This window comes from Kosakonia sp. 1610 (assembly GCF_050435845.1).
Taxonomy (GTDB): Bacteria; Pseudomonadota; Gammaproteobacteria; order Enterobacterales; family Enterobacteriaceae; genus Kosakonia; species Kosakonia cowanii.
This window is the reverse complement of the sequence record NZ_JBNDKZ010000005.1, coordinates 263,065-281,879: the sequence shown is the minus strand read 5'-3', so window position 1 is coordinate 281,879 and position 18,815 is coordinate 263,065. Positions and strand designations below refer to the sequence as shown.

The following is an 18,815-nucleotide window of genomic DNA, read 5'->3' as shown; positions in this document are numbered from 1 at the left end:
CGCAAGCCATGGGTAATTAAAGAGGCCGGATTGTAATAATTGTACACTCCGGAGTCAATTCTCTTTCCTTATAGCGCACGTATTTTTGCACAGATCTGCGCAAAAACTAAGCGGCTTCCGGCGCCTGAAAAGAGTAAGACGCGCCGGGGGCAGAATTATACGGGGCAAATGGCAAAGCGCAAGGATCCGCCTGGATCTTCCTTAGATCGTTTATGGGATTATTCGGCGAAAACCATTTAATTTTCCAATATGCGGCCTAAATCTTCCCGCACCCGCGCCTGGATCGTTTACACTTAGCGCGTTCCGGATCGGCCTGTGGATAAATCGTGAAGAATCTGTGAGAAACAGAAGATCTCTTCGACGGTTTACGCTATGATCCGCGGTCCCGATCGCGATCCACGATCGCTCTGGGGCAAAAACCGTAAACAGCGGTTCGCACATCACCCCGCTGGGTCTTATCGATGTGTGTCAAAAAAGATTAATGTCTCTGTCTTTACTATTTATCGATTTACGTTCGAGTGGAGTCCGCCGTGTCACTTTCGCTTTGGCAGCAGTGTCTTGCCCGATTGCAGGATGAGTTACCAGCCACTGAATTTAGTATGTGGATCCGCCCGTTGCAGGCGGAACTGAGTGACAACACGCTGGCTTTGTATGCGCCAAACCGTTTTGTGCTTGATTGGGTAAGAGACAAATACCTTAATAATATCAACGGCCTGCTTAATGAATTTTGCGGGGCGGACGCGCCACAGCTGCGTTTTGAAGTGGGCGCTCGTCCGGCCAACCAGACATTGAGAGAGCCTGCCACCGTGGCTGCGCCCGCTCAGGCGGCGCAGATCGTGATTCCGCGCGCTGCGCCTGTCGCCCGTTCAGGCTGGGACAACGTGCCCGCGCCGGCGGAACCGACCTACCGCTCAAACGTCAACGTCAAACACACCTTTGATAACTTCGTCGAAGGTAAGTCGAACCAGCTGGCCCGCGCGGCGGCCCGCCAGGTGGCAGATAACCCCGGCGGCGCTTACAACCCGCTCTTTTTATATGGCGGCACGGGTCTCGGTAAAACGCACCTGCTGCACGCGGTGGGTAACGGCATTGTGGCGCGTAAGCCGAATGCCAAAGTGGTGTATATGCACTCCGAACGCTTTGTCCAGGACATGGTAAAAGCCCTGCAAAACAATGCGATCGAAGAGTTTAAACGCTACTACCGCTCCGTTGACGCGCTGCTGATCGATGATATTCAATTCTTCGCCAATAAAGAGCGATCCCAGGAAGAGTTCTTCCATACCTTTAACGCCCTGCTGGAAGGCAATCAGCAGATCATTCTCACCTCGGATCGTTATCCGAAAGAGATCAATGGTGTTGAGGATCGTCTCAAATCACGCTTCGGCTGGGGGCTGACCGTGGCGATCGAGCCGCCGGAGCTGGAAACCCGCGTTGCGATCCTGATGAAAAAGGCCGACGAGAACGATATCCGTCTGCCGGGCGAAGTGGCCTTCTTTATTGCCAAGCGCCTGCGCTCCAACGTGCGTGAGCTGGAAGGGGCACTGAACCGCGTTATCGCCAACGCCAACTTTACCGGGCGCGCCATCACCATTGATTTCGTGCGCGAAGCGCTGCGCGATCTGCTGGCGCTGCAGGAGAAGCTGGTCACCATCGACAATATCCAGAAGACGGTGGCGGAGTATTACAAGATTAAGGTGGCAGATCTGCTGTCGAAGCGACGCTCCCGTTCCGTTGCCCGTCCGCGCCAGATGGCGATGGCGCTGGCCAAGGAGTTGACCAACCACAGCCTGCCGGAAATCGGCGATGCCTTTGGCGGCCGTGACCACACCACCGTACTGCATGCCTGCCGTAAGATTGAGCAGTTGCGTGAAGAAAGCCATGATATCAAAGAAGATTTTTCCAATTTAATCCGAACTCTCTCTTCGTGACGCTATGAAATTTACCGTTGAACGTGAACACTTATTAAAGCCGCTGCAACAAGTTAGCGGCCCGCTGGGCGGACGCCCGACGTTGCCTATTCTCGGTAATCTGCTGCTTCAGGTTACCGACGGCGCGCTTTCGCTGACCGGCACCGATCTTGAAATGGAGATGGTTGCCCGCGTGGCGCTTGTCCAGCCCCATGAACAGGGCGCGACAACCGTACCGGCACGCAAATTCTTCGACATCTGTCGCGGCCTGCCGGAAGGGGCGGAAATTGCGATGCAGCTGGAGGGTGAGCGCATGCTGATCCGTTCCGGGCGCAGCCGTTTCTCCCTCTCAACCCTGCCCGCAGCAGATTTCCCTAACCTGGATGACTGGCAAAGCGAAGTGGAGTTCACGCTGCCGCAGGCCACCATGAAGCGCCTGATCGAAGCGACGCAGTTCTCGATGGCGCACCAGGACGTCCGTTACTACTTAAACGGCATGCTATTTGAAACCGAAGGTGAAGAGCTGCGTACCGTGGCTACGGACGGTCACCGCCTTGCCGTCTGCTCGATGCCGATTGGGCAAACATTGCCGAACCATTCGGTGATCGTGCCGCGTAAAGGGGTGATTGAGCTGATGCGTATGCTCGACGGTGGCGATACGCCGCTGCGCGTGCAGATCGGCAGCAATAACATTCGCGCGCACGTCGGCGACTTTATCTTCACGTCGAAGCTGGTTGATGGTCGTTTCCCGGATTATCGCCGCGTATTGCCGAAAAACCCGGACAAAACGCTGGAAGCGGGCTGCGATTCGCTGAAGCAGGCTTTTGCCCGTGCGGCGATCCTCTCTAACGAGAAGTTCCGCGGTGTGCGCCTCTACGTCAGCGAAAACCAGATCAAAATCACCGCCAATAACCCGGAGCAGGAAGAAGCGGAAGAGTTTCTCGATGTCACCTACGGCGGTAGCGAAATGGAAATCGGCTTTAACGTCAGCTACGTGCTTGATGTGCTGAACGCGCTGAAATGCGAGAACGTGCGCATTCTGCTGACCGATTCCGTTTCCAGCGTGCAGATTGAAGACGCGGCGAGCCAGAGCGCAGCCTATGTCGTTATGCCAATGCGGTTGTAGAAAATAGCGGGCTATCTTTCTGGTTACTCTGGCTTCGGGCAGCGCCCGCAATCTTCACGTACTTCAGTACGCTGCGGTTGCTGCGCGATGGCTGAAGTCAGGCTAACTGCGACGATACGCCCTGGTAATGAGTGAATCATGTCGCTAACCCGCTTACTGATAAAAGATTTCCGCAATATCGAAAGCGCGGATCTCGCGCTCTCCCCTGGCTTTAACTTTCTGGTGGGCGCTAACGGCAGCGGGAAGACCAGCGTGCTGGAGGCGATCTACACCCTCGGGCATGGTCGGGCGTTTCGCAGCCTGCAAATTGGTCGCGTTATTCGCCATGAGCAGGAGGCGTTTGTCCTGCACGGGCGTTTGCAGGCCGAATCGCGCGAAATCGCCATTGGCCTGACCAAAGATAAGCTCGGCGACAGCAAAGTGCGCATCGACGGCACCGACGGTCATAAAGTGGCGGAGCTGGCGCTGCTGATGCCGATGCAGCTTATTACGCCCGAAGGGTTTACCCTGCTCAACGGCGGCCCGAAATACCGTCGTGCCTTTCTCGACTGGGGATGCTTCCACAATGAAAGCGGCTTTTTTACCGCCTGGAGCAACCTCAAGCGCCTGTTAAAACAGCGCAACGCCGCCTTACGCCAGGTGAGCCATTATGGCCAGCTGCGTCCGTGGGACAAAGAGCTTGTGCCGCTCGCCGAGCAGATCAGCCGCTGGCGCGCGGAGTACAGCGCCGCTATCGCGGAAGATATGGCCGACACCTGCCGGCAGTTCTTACCGGAATTTTCCCTGACCTTCTCTTTCCAGCGCGGCTGGGAGAAAGAGACCGATTATGAAGAGGTGCTGGCGCGCAGTTTTGAGCGCGACCGCATGCTCACTTACACCGCGCACGGCCCGCATAAAGCGGATTTCCGCATTCGTGCGGATGGCGCGCCCGTTGAAGACACCCTTTCGCGCGGACAGTTAAAACTGCTGATGTGCGCGCTGCGCCTGGCCCAGGGGGAGTTCTTAACGCGTGAAAGCGGGCGACGCTGTTTATACCTGATAGATGATTTTGCCTCGGAGCTTGATGACGAAAAGCGCGGGCTATTAGCCAGCCGGTTAAAAGCCACCCAGTCACAGGTTTTCGTCAGCGCCATCAGCGCTGAACACGTTATGGACATGTCGGACAAAAATTCGAAGATGTTCACCGTGGAAAAGGGTAAAATAGCCGATTAACCCAAGTTGAAATGAGCGAGAAACGTTGATGTCGAATTCTTATGACTCCTCCAGTATCAAAGTCCTCAAAGGGCTGGATGCAGTGCGTAAGCGCCCGGGTATGTATATCGGCGATACGGATGACGGCACCGGTCTGCACCACATGGTATTCGAGGTAGTAGATAACGCTATCGACGAAGCGCTCGCAGGGTACTGTAAAGACATTATCGTCACCATTCACAGCGATAACTCTGTCTCCGTACAGGATGATGGGCGTGGTATTCCGACCGGTATTCACCCGGAAGAGGGCGTTTCTGCCGCGGAAGTGATCATGACCGTACTGCATGCGGGCGGTAAGTTCGACGATAACTCCTATAAAGTCTCCGGCGGTCTGCACGGCGTTGGCGTTTCAGTGGTAAACGCCCTGTCGCAGAAACTGGAGCTGGTTATCCAGCGCGATAACAAAGTTCACCGTCAGATCTACACTCACGGCGTGCCGCAGGCTCCGCTGGAAGTGACGGGCGAAACGGAAAAAACCGGTACCATGGTGCGTTTCTGGCCGAGCTACGAAACCTTCACCAACGTCATTGAATTTGAATATGAAATTCTGGCGAAACGCCTGCGTGAGCTCTCCTTCCTGAACTCCGGCGTGTCGATTCGCCTGCGCGACAAGCGCGACGGCAAAGAAGACCACTTCCACTATGAAGGCGGCATCAGGGCGTTTGTTGAGTATCTCAATAAAAACAAAACGCCGATCCACCCGAATATCTTCTACTTCTCCACCGAAAAAGACGGTATCGGCGTTGAAGTGGCGCTGCAATGGAACGACGGTTTCCAGGAAAATATCTACTGCTTTACCAACAACATTCCGCAGCGCGACGGCGGTACCCACCTTGCAGGCTTCCGCGCGGCGATGACCCGTACGCTGAACGCCTATATGGATAAAGAGGGTTACAGCAAGAAAGCCAAAGTCAGCGCCACCGGTGATGATGCCCGTGAAGGCCTGATTGCGGTGGTATCGGTAAAAGTGCCGGACCCGAAATTCTCCTCACAGACCAAAGATAAACTGGTCTCCTCCGAGGTGAAATCGGCGGTGGAACAGCAGATGAACGAACTGCTGGCCGAATACCTGCTGGAAAACCCGAGCGATGCGAAGATCGTCGTCGGCAAAATTATTGATGCTGCTCGTGCCCGTGAAGCGGCGCGTAAAGCGCGTGAAATGACCCGCCGTAAGGGCGCGCTGGATCTGGCCGGTCTGCCGGGCAAACTGGCGGATTGCCAGGAGCGTGACCCGGCGCTGTCCGAACTCTACTTAGTGGAAGGGGACTCGGCGGGCGGTTCTGCCAAACAGGGCCGTAACCGTAAGAACCAGGCGATCCTGCCGTTGAAAGGTAAAATCCTCAACGTCGAGAAAGCGCGTTTCGACAAGATGCTCTCCTCTCAGGAAGTGGCGACGCTTATCACCGCGCTCGGCTGTGGCATCGGTCGCGACGAGTACAACCCGGATAAACTGCGCTACCACAGCATCATTATCATGACCGATGCGGACGTCGATGGTTCGCACATCCGTACGCTGCTGTTGACCTTCTTCTACCGTCAGATGCCGGAAATCGTTGAGCGTGGCCACGTCTACATCGCGCAGCCGCCGCTCTACAAAGTGAAGAAAGGCAAGCAGGAGCAGTACATCAAGGATGACGAGGCGATGGATCAGTATCAGATCTCTATCGCGCTCGACGGCGCAACGCTGCACACCACCGAAGGCGCGCCTGCGCTGCAGGGTGAAGCGCTGGAGAAAATGGTCTCCGAATACAACGCTGCGCAGAAGATGATTGGCCGCATGGAGCGTCGCTTCCCGCGCGCGCTGCTGAAAGAGCTGGTCTATCAGCCGACGCTGGCGGAAGCGGATCTCGCCGATGAGCGCGCGGTTACGCAGTGGGTCTCCCAACTGATTACCGTGCTGAATGAGAACGAAGCCCACGGCAGCACCTGGAAATATGATGTCCGGGTGAACAGCGAGCTGAGCCAGTTCGAGCCGATTATTCGCGTGCGCACCCACGGTGTGGATACCGATTATCCGCTCGATCACGAGTTTGTGACCGGCGGTGAATACCGTCGTCTCTGCACGCTTGGCGAGAAGCTGCGCGGCCTGATTGAAGAAGATGCCTATATCGAGCGTGGCGAACGCCGCCAGCCGGTGACCAGCTTCGAGCAGGCGCTGGAGTGGCTGGTGAAAGAGTCCCGTCGCGGCCTTTCCATTCAGCGTTATAAAGGCCTCGGCGAGATGAACCCGGATCAGCTGTGGGAAACCACTATGGATCCGGAAAGCCGCCGCATGCTGCGCGTTACCGTGAAAGATGCGATTGCAGCCGATCAGCTCTTCACTACCTTAATGGGCGATGCCGTTGAACCGCGCCGCGCCTTTATCGAAGAGAACGCCCTGAAAGCGGCGAATATCGATATCTAAGGTAATCCTGCATTAAAAGGGGGATCCCGTATCCCCCTTTCTCTCCCCCTTTTCTCCCCGGCGCGCTGCTGTTTTTTGAGCGGAATCGCGTTAGCATGAGGTCAAACACTTCTCATCTGGGGATCTCATGGCTATCAAACTTATTGCAATCGATATGGACGGCACGCTGCTGCTGCCCGACCACACTATCTCTCCTGCGGTAAAAAATGCGATTGCCGCCGCGCGCGAACGCGGCATCAATGTCGTGCTGACCACCGGACGCCCTTACGCTGGCGTACACAGCTATATGAAAGAGCTGCATATGGAGCGGGAAGGTGACTACTGCATTACCTATAACGGCGCGCTGGTGCAGAATGCCAGCGACGGCAGTACCGTGGCGCAAACCACGCTGAGCTATGACGATTACCGCTATCTGGAGCAACTCTCCCGCGAGGTCGGTTCGCACTTCCACGCGCTGGATCGCAACACGCTCTACACCGCAAACCGCGATATCAGCCCCTATACCGTGCATGAATCTTTTGTCGCCACCATTCCGCTAGTCTTCTGTGAAGCGGAGAAGATGGATCCGCAGACCCAGTTCCTGAAAGTGATGATGATTGATGAGCCGACGATCCTCGACCAGGCGATCGCCCGCATTCCGCAGGAGGTGAAAGAGAAGTACACGGTGCTGAAAAGCGCGCCCTACTTCCTGGAAATCCTGCATAAAAGCGTCACTAAAGGCACCGGCGTTAAAGCCCTTGCCGATGTGTTAAACATCAAGCCGGAAGAGATTATGGCGATTGGCGATCAGGAAAATGATATCGCCATGATTGAGTTCGCAGGCGTTGGCGTGGCGATGGAGAACGCCATTCCGTCGGTGAAAGAGGCGGCAGATTTTGTCACCAAAACCAACCTCGAAGATGGCGTTGCTTACGCGATCGAGAAGTTCGCCCTCAACTAAGCCTGTCCCACTCTCCCCGACCCGCGCTCTGCGCGGGTTTTTTTTTGCCCCGCGCGCCGTTCTGATAACAATTTGCTTACCAATTGTCGTTTTTGTGATCCAAATTGTAGTACAAAACAAAGTGATTGTACTACGATTGCGGCATCTCTTGCGGGGAAGTCAGCATATTTGTACTTCAATGTTGAGGGAAATTGCGGCAGAGGCGATAAAGTAGTGGCAGAGAAACCGTTGCTAAGGACGCGTTATGACCATGAATAAAACCGACCGCATTATCGTCTCGCTGGGCCGCCAGATTATCAGCGGCAAATATGTCCCCGGCTCGGCGTTACCCGCCGAAGCTGATCTGTGCGAAGAGTTTGAAACCTCGCGCAACATCATCCGCGAGGTCTACCGCGCGCTGATGGCAAAGCGGCTGATTGAAATGAAGCGTTATCGCGGCGCGTTTGTCGCCCCGCGTAACCAGTGGAACTACCTCGACACCGAGGTGCTGCAATGGGTGCTGGAGCACGACTACGACCCGCGCTTAATCAGCGCGATGAGTGAAGTGCGAAACCTGGTGGAACCGGCCATCGCCCGCTGGGCAGCGGAGCGCGCCACCTCCAGCGACCTGGCAAATATTGAGTCGGCGCTCAATGACATGATCGCCAACAACCAGGATCGGGATGCCTTTAACGAGGCCGATATCCGCTACCACGAAGCGGTGTTGCAATCGGTGCACAACCCGGTGCTGCAACAGTTGAGTGTGGCAATCAGCTCACTGCAACGGGCGGTATTTGAACGGACCTGGATGGGGGATGAGGCGAACATGCCGAAAACCCTGCAGGAACATAAGGCGCTGTTCGATGCGATCCGGCATCAGGACAGCACAGCGGCAGAGCAGGCGGCGCTCACCATGATCGCCAGCTCAACACGAAGGTTGAAGGAAATTACATGACAGCTCGCTACATCGCAATCGACTGGGGATCCACCAACTTACGCGCCTGGCACTTTCAGGATGGCGTTTGCCTGGAGAGCAGGCAGTCTGGGGCGGGTGTGACCCGACTTAATGGCCGATCCCCCGAAGCGGTGTTAGCAGAAGTGACCGAGGGCTGGAGCAGCGAGACCACGCCGGTGGTAATGGCGGGCATGGTCGGCAGCAATGCGGGCTGGAAAATCGCCCCCTATCTGCCCTGCCCGACTACGCTTGACGGCATCGGTGAGCAGCTGACCCAGGTAAAAGAGCGTGTCTGGATCATCCCCGGCCTGTGCGTCTCCAGCGATGACAATCACAACGTGATGCGCGGCGAAGAGACCCAACTGCTCGGTGCCAGCGAGCTTGCCCCCGCTTCGTTGTATGTGATGCCCGGCACCCACTGCAAATGGGTCGAGGCTGATAACCATCAAATCCGTGATTTCCGCACCGTAATGACGGGTGAACTGCATCATCTCCTGCTGCGCCACTCGCTGGTGGGCGCAGGGTTGCCGGAGCAAACCGCCAGTGATGATGCCTTCGACGCAGGCCTGACGCGCGGCCTCGCGTCACCTGAAATCCTGCCGCAGCTTTTTGAAGTTCGCGCCGCCCATGTGCTGGGCACCCTTGCGCGCGAACAGGTGAGCGAATTCCTTTCGGGCCTGCTGATTGGCGGTGAGGTGGCGACCATGAACGCCCGCTTCGCCGGTTCGCAGGCAATCACGCTGGTCGCCAGCCCATCCCTCTCCGCTCGCTATCAGCGCGCATTTCGCGCCATCGGGCGGGCGGTAAACACGCTGGATGGCGACACGGCATTTCAGGCAGGTATCAGGAGGATTGCCCATGCAGTGGCAAACTAAGCTTCCGCTGATCGCCATTTTACGTGGCATCACCCCGGATGAGGCGCGCGAGCACGTCGCCGCCATTCTCGACGCAGGTTTCGACGCTGTCGAAATCCCGCTCAACTCCCCCGACTGGGAGACCAGCATTGGCGATATCGTAGCGAACTTCGGCGATCGCGCGCTGATCGGCGGCGGTACGGTGCTGAAACCGGAGCAGGTTGATCGGCTGGCGGAGATGGGCTGCAAACTGATTGTCACGCCGAATACGCAGCCGGAGGTGATCCGCCGCGCGGTCAGCCACGGCATGACCGTCTGCCCAGGCTGCGCCACCGCCAGCGAAGCCTTCACTGCGCTGGAAGCCGGTGCGCAGGCGTTGAAAATTTTCCCCTCCTCCGCCTTTGGTCCGGATTACATCAAAGCGCTGAAAGCAGTTCTGCCAGCGGACGTACCGGTGTTTGCCGTCGGCGGCGTGACGCCAGAAAACCTGCACCTGTGGCTACAGGCAGGCTGCGTCGGCGCCGGGCTGGGCAGCGATCTCTATCGCGCCGGACAGCCGGTAAGCCGCACCATCGAGCAGGCGAAAGCATTTGTTAACGCGTATCAAGAGGCTGTGCAATGAAGATAACCAAACTGACGACTTACCGCTTACCGCCGCGCTGGATGTTCTTAAAAATCGAAACCGATGAAGGCGTGGTCGGCTGGGGTGAGCCGGTGATCGAAGGGCGTGCGCGCACCGTTGAAGCGGCGGTGCATGAGCTTGGCGACTACCTGATTGGCCAGGATCCCTCCCGTATCAACGACTTGTGGCAGGTGATGTACCGCGCGGGTTTCTATCGTGGCGGCCCGATCCTGATGAGCGCCATCGCCGGGATTGACCAGGCGCTGTGGGATATCAAAGGCAAAGTGCTCAATGCGCCGGTGTGGCAGCTGATGGGCGGCCTGGTGCGCGACAAAATCAAGGCCTACAGCTGGGTCGGCGGCGACCGCCCGGCAGAAGTGATTGATGGCATCAAAACCCTGCGCACCATCGGCTTCGACACCTTTAAATTAAACGGCTGCGAAGAGTTAGGCATTATCGATGATTCGCGCAAAGTCGATGCGGCGGTCAATACCGTGGCGCAGATCCGCGAAGCGTTTGGCAATGAGATTGAGTTTGGTCTCGACTTCCACGGTCGCGTCAGCGCGCCGATGGCGAAAGTATTAATTAAAGAGCTGGAGCCCTATCGCCCGCTGTTTATTGAAGAGCCGGTGCTGGCCGAGCAGGCGGAGTATTACCCGCGCCTGGCCGCGCAAACCCATATTCCGATTGCCGCCGGTGAACGGATGTTCTCGCGCTTCGAATTTAAGCGCGTGCTGGAAGCGGGCGGCATTGCGATTTTGCAGCCGGATCTCTCCCACGCAGGCGGCATCACCGAGTGCTACAAAATTGCCGGTATGGCGGAAGCATACGATGTGGCGCTGGCTCCGCACTGCCCGCTCGGCCCGGTGGCGCTCGCTGCCTGTCTGCATATCGACTTCGTCTCGCACAACGCGGTGTTCCAGGAGCAGAGCATGGGCATTCACTACAACAAAGGTGCCGAACTGCTCGACTTCGTGAAGAACAAAGAGGACTTCAATATGGAAGGCGGCTTCTTTAAACCGTTGATGAAGCCGGGCCTTGGCGTAGAGATCGACGAAGAGAAAGTGATTGAACTAAGCAAAAATGCGCCGGACTGGCGTAACCCGGTGTGGCGGCATGCGGACGGTACCGTCGCCGAGTGGTAATGCTCGTCATATTTTGCGCCGCCGGTGCGTAGGCTGCGTTTTCTCACCCCCATCACTTACTTCAGTAAGCTCAGGGGGATTCGAAAACTTGCCGCCTTCCTGCGACACAAACTATTTAGCGCATTCAGAACATCAAAAATAATTTTTTTCCTACACCCTCTGTATTTAACAGGGCATGGTGAGCGGCTTCGCCATGCCCAAAACCCGGAGACAGACAGTTATGGATATTTCTGTAACGACTGCAAAAACAGGGCGTCGCCGCTATTTGACGCTGCTGATGATCTTTATCACGGTGGTCATTTGTTATGTCGACCGCGCCAACCTGGCCGTGGCCTCTGCCCATATTCAGGAGGAGTTCGGTATTACCAAAGCGGAGATGGGCTACGTCTTTTCCGCCTTCGCCTGGCTCTATACCCTCTGCCAGATCCCCGGCGGCTGGTTTCTTGACCGTGTCGGCTCACGGCTTACCTATTTCATCGCCATCTTTGGCTGGTCGGTCGCCACGCTGTTTCAGGGTTTCGCCAGCGGCCTGCTGTCGCTGATTGGCCTGCGTGCGATTACCGGCATTTTTGAAGCACCCGCTTTCCCGACCAACAACCGCATGGTGACCAGCTGGTTCCCGGAGCAGGAGCGCGCTTCGGCGGTCGGTTTTTACACCTCCGGGCAGTTTGTCGGGCTGGCTTTTCTCACCCCGCTGCTGATCTGGATCCAGGAGCTGCTGAGCTGGCACTGGGTGTTTATCGTCACCGGCGGCATCGGCATTATCTGGTCGCTGATCTGGATTAAGGTCTACCAGCCGCCGCGCCTGACCAAAAACATCAGCCAGGCGGAGCTGGAGTACATCAAAGCGGGCGGCGGCCTGATTGATGGCGACGCGCCGGTGAAAAAAGAGGCGCGCCAGCCGCTGACCAAAGCGGAGTGGAAACTGGTGTTCCACCGCAAGCTGATTGGCGTCTATCTCGGCCAGTTCGCCGTCACCTCAACGCTGTGGTTCTTCCTCACCTGGTTCCCGAACTACCTGACGCAGGAGAAAGGTATCACCGCGCTGAAAGCCGGGTTTATGACCACCGTGCCGTTCCTGGCCGCCTTCTTTGGCGTGCTGCTCTCCGGCTGGGTCGCCGATACGCTGGTGAAAAAGGGCTATTCGCTGGGGATTGCGCGTAAAACGCCGATTATCTGCGGTCTGCTTATCTCCACCTGCATCATGGGCGCGAACTACACCAACGATCCCGTGTGGATTATGACGCTGATGGCGCTGGCCTTCTTCGGCAACGGCTTTGCCTCGATCACCTGGTCGCTGGTGTCGTCGCTGGCACCGATGCGCCTGATTGGCCTCACCGGCGGGGTGTTTAACTTTGTCGGCGGGCTGGGCGGCATTACCGTGCCGCTGGTGATTGGCTACCTGGCGCAGGATTACGGCTTTGGCCCGGCGCTGGTCTATATCTCCGCCGTGGCGCTGATTGGCGCGCTCTCCTACATTTTGCTGGTCGGCGATGTGAAGCGAGTAGGCTAACGCCACGCAATCTTATACCCTGAGGCCTGTTTATGGCTTCAGGGTACTTTCATGAAACAGCTCACCTTCGCCCCGCGCAATCATCAACTGACCAATATCAACACCTGGACGGCGGACAGCCAGTGGCTGGTGTTCGATGTGCGCCCCTCCGGCGCCTCCTTTACCGGCAAAACTATCGAACGCGTCAACGTTCACTCCGGCGACGTTGAGGTGATCTACACCGCAACGGATGGCGCGCATGTCGGCGTGGTGACCGTTCATCCTGAAGCGCAGAAGTATGTGTTTATTCACGGCCCGGAAAACCCCGATGCCGCCTGGCAGTACGATTTCCACCATCGGCGCGGCGTAATAACCGGGCAGGGCCGCACAACCAATCTTGATGCGCTGGATATCACCGCGCCCTACACGCCCGGCGCGCTGCGCGGCGGCTCGCACGTGCATGTCTTTAGCCCGAACGGGCAGAACATTAGCTTTACCTATAACGATCATGTAATGCATGAGCGCGACCCGGCGCTGGATCTGCGCAACGTTGGCGTCGCGGTGCCATTTGGCCCGGTAACGCCGTCCTGCACCCATCCGCGAGAATATGGCGGCAGCCACTGGTGCGTGCTGGTGAGCCGCACGACGCCGACGCCTGCGCCCGGCAGCGATGAGATCAACCGTGCGTATGAAGAGGGCTGGGTCGGCAACCAGCGGCTGGCGTTTATTGGCGATACGCTCTCCGCCAGCGGTGAAAAAATGCCGGAGTTGTTTATCGTCGATCTTCCTGCTGATGAGCAGGGCTGGAAAACCGCGGGCGATGCGCCGCTGGCTGGCACAGAGCAGACGCTGCCCGCGCCGCCAAAAGGCGTGCAGCAGCAGCGCCTCACCTTCACCCATCACCGACGTTATCCGGGGCTGGTCACGACGCCGCGCCACTGGGTACGCAGCAACCCGCAGGCGAGCGAGATTGCCTTTCTAATGCGTGACGACAACGGCGTTGTGCAGCTCTGGTTAATCAGCCCGGCGGGCGGCGAGCCGCGGCAGCTAACCCACTGTGAGACGGGGATCCAGTCGGCGTTTAACTGGCACCCTTCTGGCGAGGCGCTGGGGTTTGTGCTGGATAACCGCATTGCGCTGTGCGACGCACTAAGCGGAGAGATAACCTTTTTGACGGCCGATCACGCCAACCCCCCTTCCGGGGATGCGGTGGTCTTCTCACCGGACGGTAAGCAGATAGCCTGGATGGAAGAGGCCGACGGTTTCCGCCAGCTCTGGATGACGCAGACCGGTTACTAAATCAGTGCACCGGCATCGGCGCGGGCGGGATAAGGGAGTTAATCGCCTCATTTTCCCGCTCGCTCTTTTCGACTCTCGCTTTCACCGAGTTATCTCTGCGAAAGAGATCCCAGGGTATCAACAGCGTGTCGAGAAGAGCGGTAAAGGGCATATCCAGCGCCACCAGCGATTTCATACCGATGCCGGTGTCGTCATCGGAAATCATCGACGAACTCGCTTTTGTGCCGGGATAAAGCCCCTCTTTGCCGCCCGTATGCGACATCACGCTGGAACAGCCCGAGACCATCACTCCGCAAACCAGTGCAGAAACTATCAAACGCGTTTTCATCATCGATTAATCATCGTTGTTTTATTGTCTGAATGCTGTCACGGCGTTTATAGCCCTACGCCTGCGAAAACAACAGCATTCGCGCTCCGCTCTGTGGCGGCATTCGCACTTTAACCCTTTGTGCGGCCACCCCCAGTCTATGCCCTGTCAGAGAAAGTGCAAAAAAAGTCAAAAATTTGCCCTTGAAAAAATTCCCTGCAACCACACTTTATCACTGTAGCCGCAGAACACGCCGCAAGGGTGTTCGGCTATATGGCATGAAGATCGGTCCATTATGGAAGGTCTTACACACTCGCTGATTTCAGGAGCTTTAACTATGCGTAATTTTGATCTCTCCCCGCTTTATCGTTCAGCTATCGGTTTTGACCGCCTGTTTAACCTGCTGGAAAACAACCCGAACCAGAGCAATAACGGTTACCCTCCGTACAACGTTGAGTTAGTGGATGAAAACCACTACCGCATTGCTATCGCCGTGGCCGGTTTCGCTGAAAGCGAACTGGATATTACCGCCCAGGATAACCTGCTGGTGGTAAAAGGCTCCCACGCCGCTGAACAGAAAGAGCGCTCCTATCTCTACCAGGGCATCGCCGAGCGTAACTTCGAGCGTAAATTCCAGCTGGCAGAAAATATTCAAATCAAAGGCGCCAACCTGGTGAACGGCCTGCTCTATATCGAACTGGAGCGCGTCATCCCGGAAGAGAAAAAACCGCGCCGTATTGAAATTAACTAATTACGTCGGGTCGCTCGCGCGGCCCACTCCCGACATGCTCGCCGACAGGGGGCATATGTGAGCCGAAAGCTCGCAGGTATTCACTCGCTTCTTTGAAGGAGAAACACAATGCGTAACTACGATTTATCCCCGCTTCTGCGTCAGTGGATTGGCTTCGACAAACTGGCAAACGCTCTGCAAACCACCAATGTCGATCAGCAGGCGTTCCCGCCCTACAACATCGAAAAGAGCGACGACAACCACTACCGCATTACCCTTGCGCTGGCCGGTTTCCGCCAGCAAGAGCTGGATATTCAGCTGGAAAATGGTCGGCTGACCATTAAAGGCACGCCGGAAAAACCGGCCAACGAACCGAAATGGCTCCATCAGGGTCTGGTGATCCAGCCCTTTACCCTGAGCTTTACGCTGGCCGATTTTATGGAAGTCTCCGGCGCAACGTTCGTGAACGGCCTGCTGCATATCGATCTGCTGCGCAACGTGCCCGAAAGCGCCGAACCGCAGCGCATTGCCATCAGCTCGCGCCCGGCGTTGAATAGCTAAAACCGCGTATAAAACCGCTAAGCCCTGCTTTCTGAGCAGGGCTTTTTTGTTTCTTTTGCAGGCTGGTATACACTGGAGCCATTGCGGCATTCAGGAGATGGCTATGCTTGGCGAAAAGCTTGAGATTGAAGGACTTATCGGCGTTGGGCGCGCGCAGCTTAGGCTTGAACCTAACCAGCGGATTTATACCTTTATCGGCCCCAACGGCGTTGGCAAAACCAAAATGCTGGAAGCGCTGTTCCAGTTTATGTTTTTTAATAATGAGCTGGTAAAAAAATCCCTCGATTCTAACGATCAGGTTTTCTTCAAGTTCAAATCCGTCGCCACCAATCGCCCGGAACCTTATACGGTTCAGCGGGAAATTAACGATTCTCCCTTATGGCAAATTGCCCGCGGTTATTTTCCCTCGTTGACCGCGAATACGTTCCCGGTGGTATTTCTCGGCGCCCAGGCGCGCGGAAAAATCGAGACGCAATCAAGCGTAACTAACACCTCGCTGGGCAATCTTGAGAACCGCAGAAAGTATTACTTCCAGACGCTGACCCGGCAGATGGAGGCGGATTTCGGCTCCATGAATATGTCAGCCAGTATTCAGGAGTGGTTTATTTCAATTGCCCGCTCTTCTAACCGCTGGCAAAAAAGTGAAGATAACCGCGAGGTGGAGATTTCGACAGTTATCCGCTTATTGCACGAAATTGATGCGCGAATCGATCCGGAGTTTTTACAGATTAGCGGCGACGATCGGGTGAGCCTGAAAGTTGACGGCCAGGTGAGAGAAATTAGCCAGCTCAGCTCCGGTTTTACCTCCATCCTCAAACTGATTCAGGCGATTGTTTCCGGCTACGGCTATTTCACCAATGAAAGCAATATTCAGAAGGTGAAGGGCGTTGTCTTTATCGATGAGATAGAGAGCCACCTGCACCTCTCCTGGCAGGCGAATATCGTGCCGTTGCTCAAGAAGCTGTTTCCTAATACGACCTTTTACATCACCACGCACTCCTCTGTTGTTCTCGCGCAGCTTAAAGAGGGTGAAGCGTATAACCTCTATCGCGACGGTGATGGCGTTGTGAAGACGAAAAAAATTGCCGCGCCGAATAAAGCCGCGCTGGCCGATATCCTGAAAGATGTATTCAGCGTTGATCTAAACCAGATGAAGCTTGAGAACAGCAGCGCCGACGAGCAGCAGGATGCAAAAGCGAACTTATTACGCTTGCTCAACCAGCAGGAGAAAGAGTAATGACACGGAGAGTTTTGCTGGATACCAACCTTCTGATTGCAGCATTTGATAAAAGCGGCAGAACATCCGTGGAAATGAAAACCTCCGCGATAACTATGCTCACTCAGCTACTAGCTGACGATGATGTGGCGCTGTTTATTACGCCGTTGATTCGCTATGAAGTGTTGCGTGGCGTCAGTTGGTCAAATAAAGCGGACTTTGATGAACTTCAGGCCACCCTGAACGGTTTTCCCGAGCTGGATATTACGCGCGATATCTCTGAGCTGTCAGCCAATCTGTTCCGTTTCGATAGCTGGCAGGCGGCGCAACCCGGTGCCGCAGCGCGTAACCTGGAGAAACGAAAGTTTGACGTTTTTCATTTCAGCAGCGCGCACTGCAATACCCTTGAGCTCTGCTCCAACGATTCCGATATCGGGCGCATCCGTCAGTTACATCAATCCTATGATTTAGCGGTCAGTAACCACTGACAACCCCACTGCCTGATGGCGCTTCGCTTACCAGGCCTACGGCAGGATGCAATCTAAGGCATCGCCGCCACCCGGTAGATAAGGCTCCGCATGCGGAGCCTTTTTTATTTATGCCTGCACGCTCTGCAAAAAGCGCTGGCGCCACGGTTTCAGCACAAAGAGGGCGAGCAGCGCGCAGAGAATATCGAGCGTGATTGCACAGCCAAACACCAGGTTCCAGCTACCGGTCTGCTGGTAGAGCAGCGCCGCCAGCGGGCCGCCGAAAATCGAGCCGATTCCCTGCGAGATATAGAGCCAGCCATAGTTTGAGGTAGCATGCTGCGTACCGAAGGTGTCAGTAAGGGTGGCAGGAAAGAGCGAGAAGATTTCGCCCCAGCCGAAAAAGACCACCCCGGAGAGCAGCACAAACAGCAGCGGATCGTCTTTGCACAACAGCCACAGCGCCATCGCGCACCCTTCCAGACCGAAGGCGACAAACATCATGTTTTCGCGCCCAATCCGGTCCGAGATATAGCCGCACACCGGGCGCGTTAAGCCATTCATAAACCGGTCGATGGTCATCGCCAGCGGCAGCGCCGCCATGCCAAGCACCGTGACGGCGGTAATACCGAAATCGTCGGCGAAAATCGCCATCTGCGAAGTGACCATCAGGCCGGAGGTGGACATCATGGTCATCATGACAAACATCAGCCAGAACAGCGGTTTGCGCAGCATCTCTTTCGGCGCGAAGCTCTTCTCGCTCATCTTCAACGGGCTGCTCACCGGCTGCGCGCTGGCATGCTGCGGCGCGCGTAACCCCTGGCTGGCGATAAAACCGATGGCGGCCATCAGCAGGCCGAACTGCCACAGCGTGCTCTCCAGCCCTTTGGCGGCCAGCGACTGCGTCACCGGGAACGTGGTGAGGATCGCGCCCATACCGTAGCCTGCCGCCACCATCCCTGTGGCAAAGCCGCGTTTTTCGGGGAACCAGCGCACCATCAAACCGACCACGCCGATATAGACAATGCCGGTGCCGAGGCCGCCGATCACGCCGTAACAGAGATAGAGCCCCGTCAGGCTGCTGATGTTCGCCGTCAGCATCCAGCTCGCGCCGCTCAGCACGGTGCCAATGGCAATCAACCGGCGCGGGCCAAACTTATCAATCAGCTTGCCCTGAAAGGGGGAAAAGAAGGTTTGCAGAATAATCAGCAGTGAAAAGGTGAGCTGGATCTCCGCCAGCGGAACGCCCAGCTTGGCCATAAACGGCTTTGCCAGCAGCGCCCAGACATATTGCGGGCTGGAGATGGAGATCATGCACAGTAAGCCCAGCGCCAGTTGCACCCATTTCTTCGACGGGCTTGCTACCACTACGCTGGTTAAGGTTGTATTTGTCATTCTGCCACCCTGTTTTTAACAAAAGTGGAGTTGTGCATTAACCATGCCATAACCTGCCAGCGCACGAATCATCAGAAGAGAGTTAGCAGGCGCAGGGTTTAACCTGCGGGTAAACGCCTCAGCTATGCGTTAATTGAGAGCAGCGTCACATTATATGGTGCGCGG

The 18,815-nt window shown here is 56.4% G+C and carries 17 protein-coding genes and 1 other annotated feature; of the genes, 15 read left to right on the top strand and 2 right to left on the bottom strand.

Going from position 1 to position 18,815, the window contains the following annotated elements; genetic code table 11:
• Window positions 1-530: 530 nt before the first annotated feature.
• The 11 genes from dnaA (at window position 531) to ABIC80_RS16060 (ending at window position 13,974) form a co-directional block, all read left to right on the top strand.
• A complete protein-coding gene (dnaA, locus tag ABIC80_RS16110) occupies window positions 531-1,928 on the top strand; it encodes a chromosomal replication initiator protein DnaA (protein WP_094422659.1) in 1,398 nt (465 codons plus the stop codon).
• A 4-nt stretch (window positions 1,929-1,932) separates the two neighbouring features.
• Entirely contained in the window at window positions 1,933-3,033 is a 1,101-nt protein-coding gene (gene dnaN, locus ABIC80_RS16105; RefSeq protein WP_042715130.1) for a DNA polymerase III subunit beta, read from the top strand.
• A gap of 138 nt (window positions 3,034-3,171) precedes the next feature.
• A complete protein-coding gene (gene recF / locus ABIC80_RS16100) occupies window positions 3,172-4,245 on the top strand; it encodes a DNA replication/repair protein RecF (protein WP_042715128.1) in 1,074 nt (357 codons plus the stop codon).
• Between the two features lie 28 nt (window positions 4,246-4,273).
• Window positions 4,274-6,688 carry a DNA topoisomerase (ATP-hydrolyzing) subunit B gene (gyrB, locus tag ABIC80_RS16095; RefSeq protein WP_042715126.1) on the top strand — a complete coding sequence of 805 codons (2,415 nt, stop codon included), beginning with the start codon at window positions 4,274-4,276 and terminating at the stop codon, window positions 6,686-6,688.
• Window positions 6,689-6,815: 127 nt separating this feature from the next.
• On the top strand, window positions 6,816-7,628 hold the full coding sequence (gene yidA / locus ABIC80_RS16090; RefSeq protein WP_042715125.1) for a sugar-phosphatase: 813 nt from the start codon (window positions 6,816-6,818) through the stop codon (window positions 7,626-7,628).
• A 244-nt stretch (window positions 7,629-7,872) separates the two neighbouring features.
• Window positions 7,873-8,562: a D-galactonate utilization transcriptional regulator DgoR gene (gene dgoR / locus ABIC80_RS16085; RefSeq protein WP_312605406.1), complete on the top strand. Its 690-nt coding sequence runs from the start codon at window positions 7,873-7,875 to the stop codon at window positions 8,560-8,562.
• On the top strand, window positions 8,559-9,437 hold the full coding sequence (locus tag ABIC80_RS16080; protein ID WP_429177797.1) for a 2-dehydro-3-deoxygalactonokinase: 879 nt from the start codon (window positions 8,559-8,561) through the stop codon (window positions 9,435-9,437). Before dgoR ends, ABIC80_RS16080 begins: the two co-directional genes overlap by 4 nt.
• Window positions 9,421-10,038: a 2-dehydro-3-deoxy-6-phosphogalactonate aldolase gene (locus tag ABIC80_RS16075; RefSeq protein WP_094422665.1), complete on the top strand. Its 618-nt coding sequence runs from the start codon at window positions 9,421-9,423 to the stop codon at window positions 10,036-10,038. Before ABIC80_RS16080 ends, ABIC80_RS16075 begins: the two co-directional genes overlap by 17 nt.
• Entirely contained in the window at window positions 10,035-11,183 is a 1,149-nt protein-coding gene (gene dgoD / locus ABIC80_RS16070; protein WP_305207181.1) for a galactonate dehydratase, read from the top strand. The genes ABIC80_RS16075 and dgoD overlap by 4 nt, the downstream gene beginning before the upstream one ends.
• A 175-nt stretch (window positions 11,184-11,358) precedes the next feature.
• Window positions 11,359-12,696 carry an MFS transporter gene (locus ABIC80_RS16065; protein ID WP_124966930.1) on the top strand — a complete coding sequence of 446 codons (1,338 nt, stop codon included), beginning with the start codon at window positions 11,359-11,361 and terminating at the stop codon, window positions 12,694-12,696.
• Window positions 12,697-12,747: 51 nt separating this feature from the next.
• Window positions 12,748-13,974, top strand: coding sequence for a DUF3748 domain-containing protein (locus ABIC80_RS16060; protein WP_429177795.1), 1,227 nt, complete (start codon window positions 12,748-12,750; stop codon window positions 13,972-13,974).
• 1 nt (window position 13,975) lies between these two features.
• Here ABIC80_RS16060 and ABIC80_RS16055 read toward each other — a convergent pair whose 3' ends face one another.
• Entirely contained in the window at window positions 13,976-14,305 is a 330-nt protein-coding gene (locus ABIC80_RS16055; protein WP_042715115.1) for a YceK/YidQ family lipoprotein, read from the bottom strand.
• A gap of 248 nt (window positions 14,306-14,553) precedes the next feature.
• Window positions 14,554-14,625: a sequence feature (ROSE (Repression Of Heat Shock gene Expression) occurs in the 5'-region of heat shock genes and acts as an RNA thermometer to modulate expression.), on the top strand.
• Here ABIC80_RS16055 and ibpA point away from each other — a divergent pair.
• From ibpA to ABIC80_RS16035, 4 genes are all read left to right on the top strand, one after another.
• Window positions 14,619-15,032, top strand: a complete 414-nt coding sequence (gene ibpA, locus ABIC80_RS16050) for a small heat shock chaperone IbpA (protein WP_042715112.1) — start codon at window positions 14,619-14,621, stop codon at window positions 15,030-15,032. It overlaps the preceding feature by 7 nt.
• Before the next feature lie 108 nt (window positions 15,033-15,140).
• Window positions 15,141-15,572 carry a small heat shock chaperone IbpB gene (ibpB, locus tag ABIC80_RS16045; RefSeq protein WP_042715111.1) on the top strand — a complete coding sequence of 144 codons (432 nt, stop codon included), beginning with the start codon at window positions 15,141-15,143 and terminating at the stop codon, window positions 15,570-15,572.
• A gap of 103 nt (window positions 15,573-15,675) precedes the next feature.
• Complete coding sequence (locus tag ABIC80_RS16040) at window positions 15,676-16,809, top strand: AAA family ATPase (RefSeq protein WP_429177793.1); 1,134 nt, start codon at window positions 15,676-15,678, stop codon at window positions 16,807-16,809.
• A complete protein-coding gene (locus tag ABIC80_RS16035) occupies window positions 16,809-17,276 on the top strand; it encodes a PIN domain-containing protein (RefSeq protein ID WP_429177791.1) in 468 nt (155 codons plus the stop codon). Before ABIC80_RS16040 ends, ABIC80_RS16035 begins: the two co-directional genes overlap by 1 nt.
• Window positions 17,277-17,384: 108 nt before the next feature.
• Here ABIC80_RS16035 and oxlT read toward each other — a convergent pair whose 3' ends face one another.
• Window positions 17,385-18,650, bottom strand: coding sequence for an oxalate/formate MFS antiporter (gene oxlT, locus ABIC80_RS16030; protein ID WP_263753629.1), 1,266 nt, complete (start codon window positions 18,648-18,650; stop codon window positions 17,385-17,387).
• Window positions 18,651-18,815 lie beyond the last annotated feature (165 nt).

Excerpts from the sequence above, each read along its gene's own strand:
- dnaN (WP_042715130.1), top strand. The coding sequence starts at position 1,933 with ATGAAATTTACCGTTGAACGTGAACACTTATTAAAGCCGCTGCAACAA.
- recF (WP_042715128.1), top strand. The coding sequence starts at position 3,172 with ATGTCGCTAACCCGCTTACTGATAAAAGATTTCCGCAATATCGAAAGC.
- gyrB (WP_042715126.1), top strand. The coding sequence starts at position 4,274 with ATGTCGAATTCTTATGACTCCTCCAGTATCAAAGTCCTCAAAGGGCTG.
- yidA (WP_042715125.1), top strand. The coding sequence starts at position 6,816 with ATGGCTATCAAACTTATTGCAATCGATATGGACGGCACGCTGCTGCTG.
- dgoR (WP_312605406.1), top strand. The coding sequence starts at position 7,873 with ATGACCATGAATAAAACCGACCGCATTATCGTCTCGCTGGGCCGCCAG.
- ABIC80_RS16080 (WP_429177797.1), top strand. The coding sequence starts at position 8,559 with ATGACAGCTCGCTACATCGCAATCGACTGGGGATCCACCAACTTACGC.
- ABIC80_RS16075 (WP_094422665.1), top strand. The coding sequence starts at position 9,421 with ATGCAGTGGCAAACTAAGCTTCCGCTGATCGCCATTTTACGTGGCATC.
- dgoD (WP_305207181.1), top strand. The coding sequence starts at position 10,035 with ATGAAGATAACCAAACTGACGACTTACCGCTTACCGCCGCGCTGGATG.
- ABIC80_RS16065 (WP_124966930.1), top strand. The coding sequence starts at position 11,359 with ATGGTGAGCGGCTTCGCCATGCCCAAAACCCGGAGACAGACAGTTATG.
- ABIC80_RS16060 (WP_429177795.1), top strand. The coding sequence starts at position 12,748 with ATGAAACAGCTCACCTTCGCCCCGCGCAATCATCAACTGACCAATATC.
- ABIC80_RS16055 (WP_042715115.1), bottom strand. The coding sequence starts at position 14,305 with ATGATGAAAACGCGTTTGATAGTTTCTGCACTGGTTTGCGGAGTGATG.
- ibpA (WP_042715112.1), top strand. The coding sequence starts at position 14,619 with ATGCGTAATTTTGATCTCTCCCCGCTTTATCGTTCAGCTATCGGTTTT.
- ibpB (WP_042715111.1), top strand. The coding sequence starts at position 15,141 with ATGCGTAACTACGATTTATCCCCGCTTCTGCGTCAGTGGATTGGCTTC.
- ABIC80_RS16040 (WP_429177793.1), top strand. The coding sequence starts at position 15,676 with ATGCTTGGCGAAAAGCTTGAGATTGAAGGACTTATCGGCGTTGGGCGC.
- ABIC80_RS16035 (WP_429177791.1), top strand. The coding sequence starts at position 16,809 with ATGACACGGAGAGTTTTGCTGGATACCAACCTTCTGATTGCAGCATTT.
- oxlT (WP_263753629.1), bottom strand. The coding sequence starts at position 18,650 with ATGACAAATACAACCTTAACCAGCGTAGTGGTAGCAAGCCCGTCGAAG.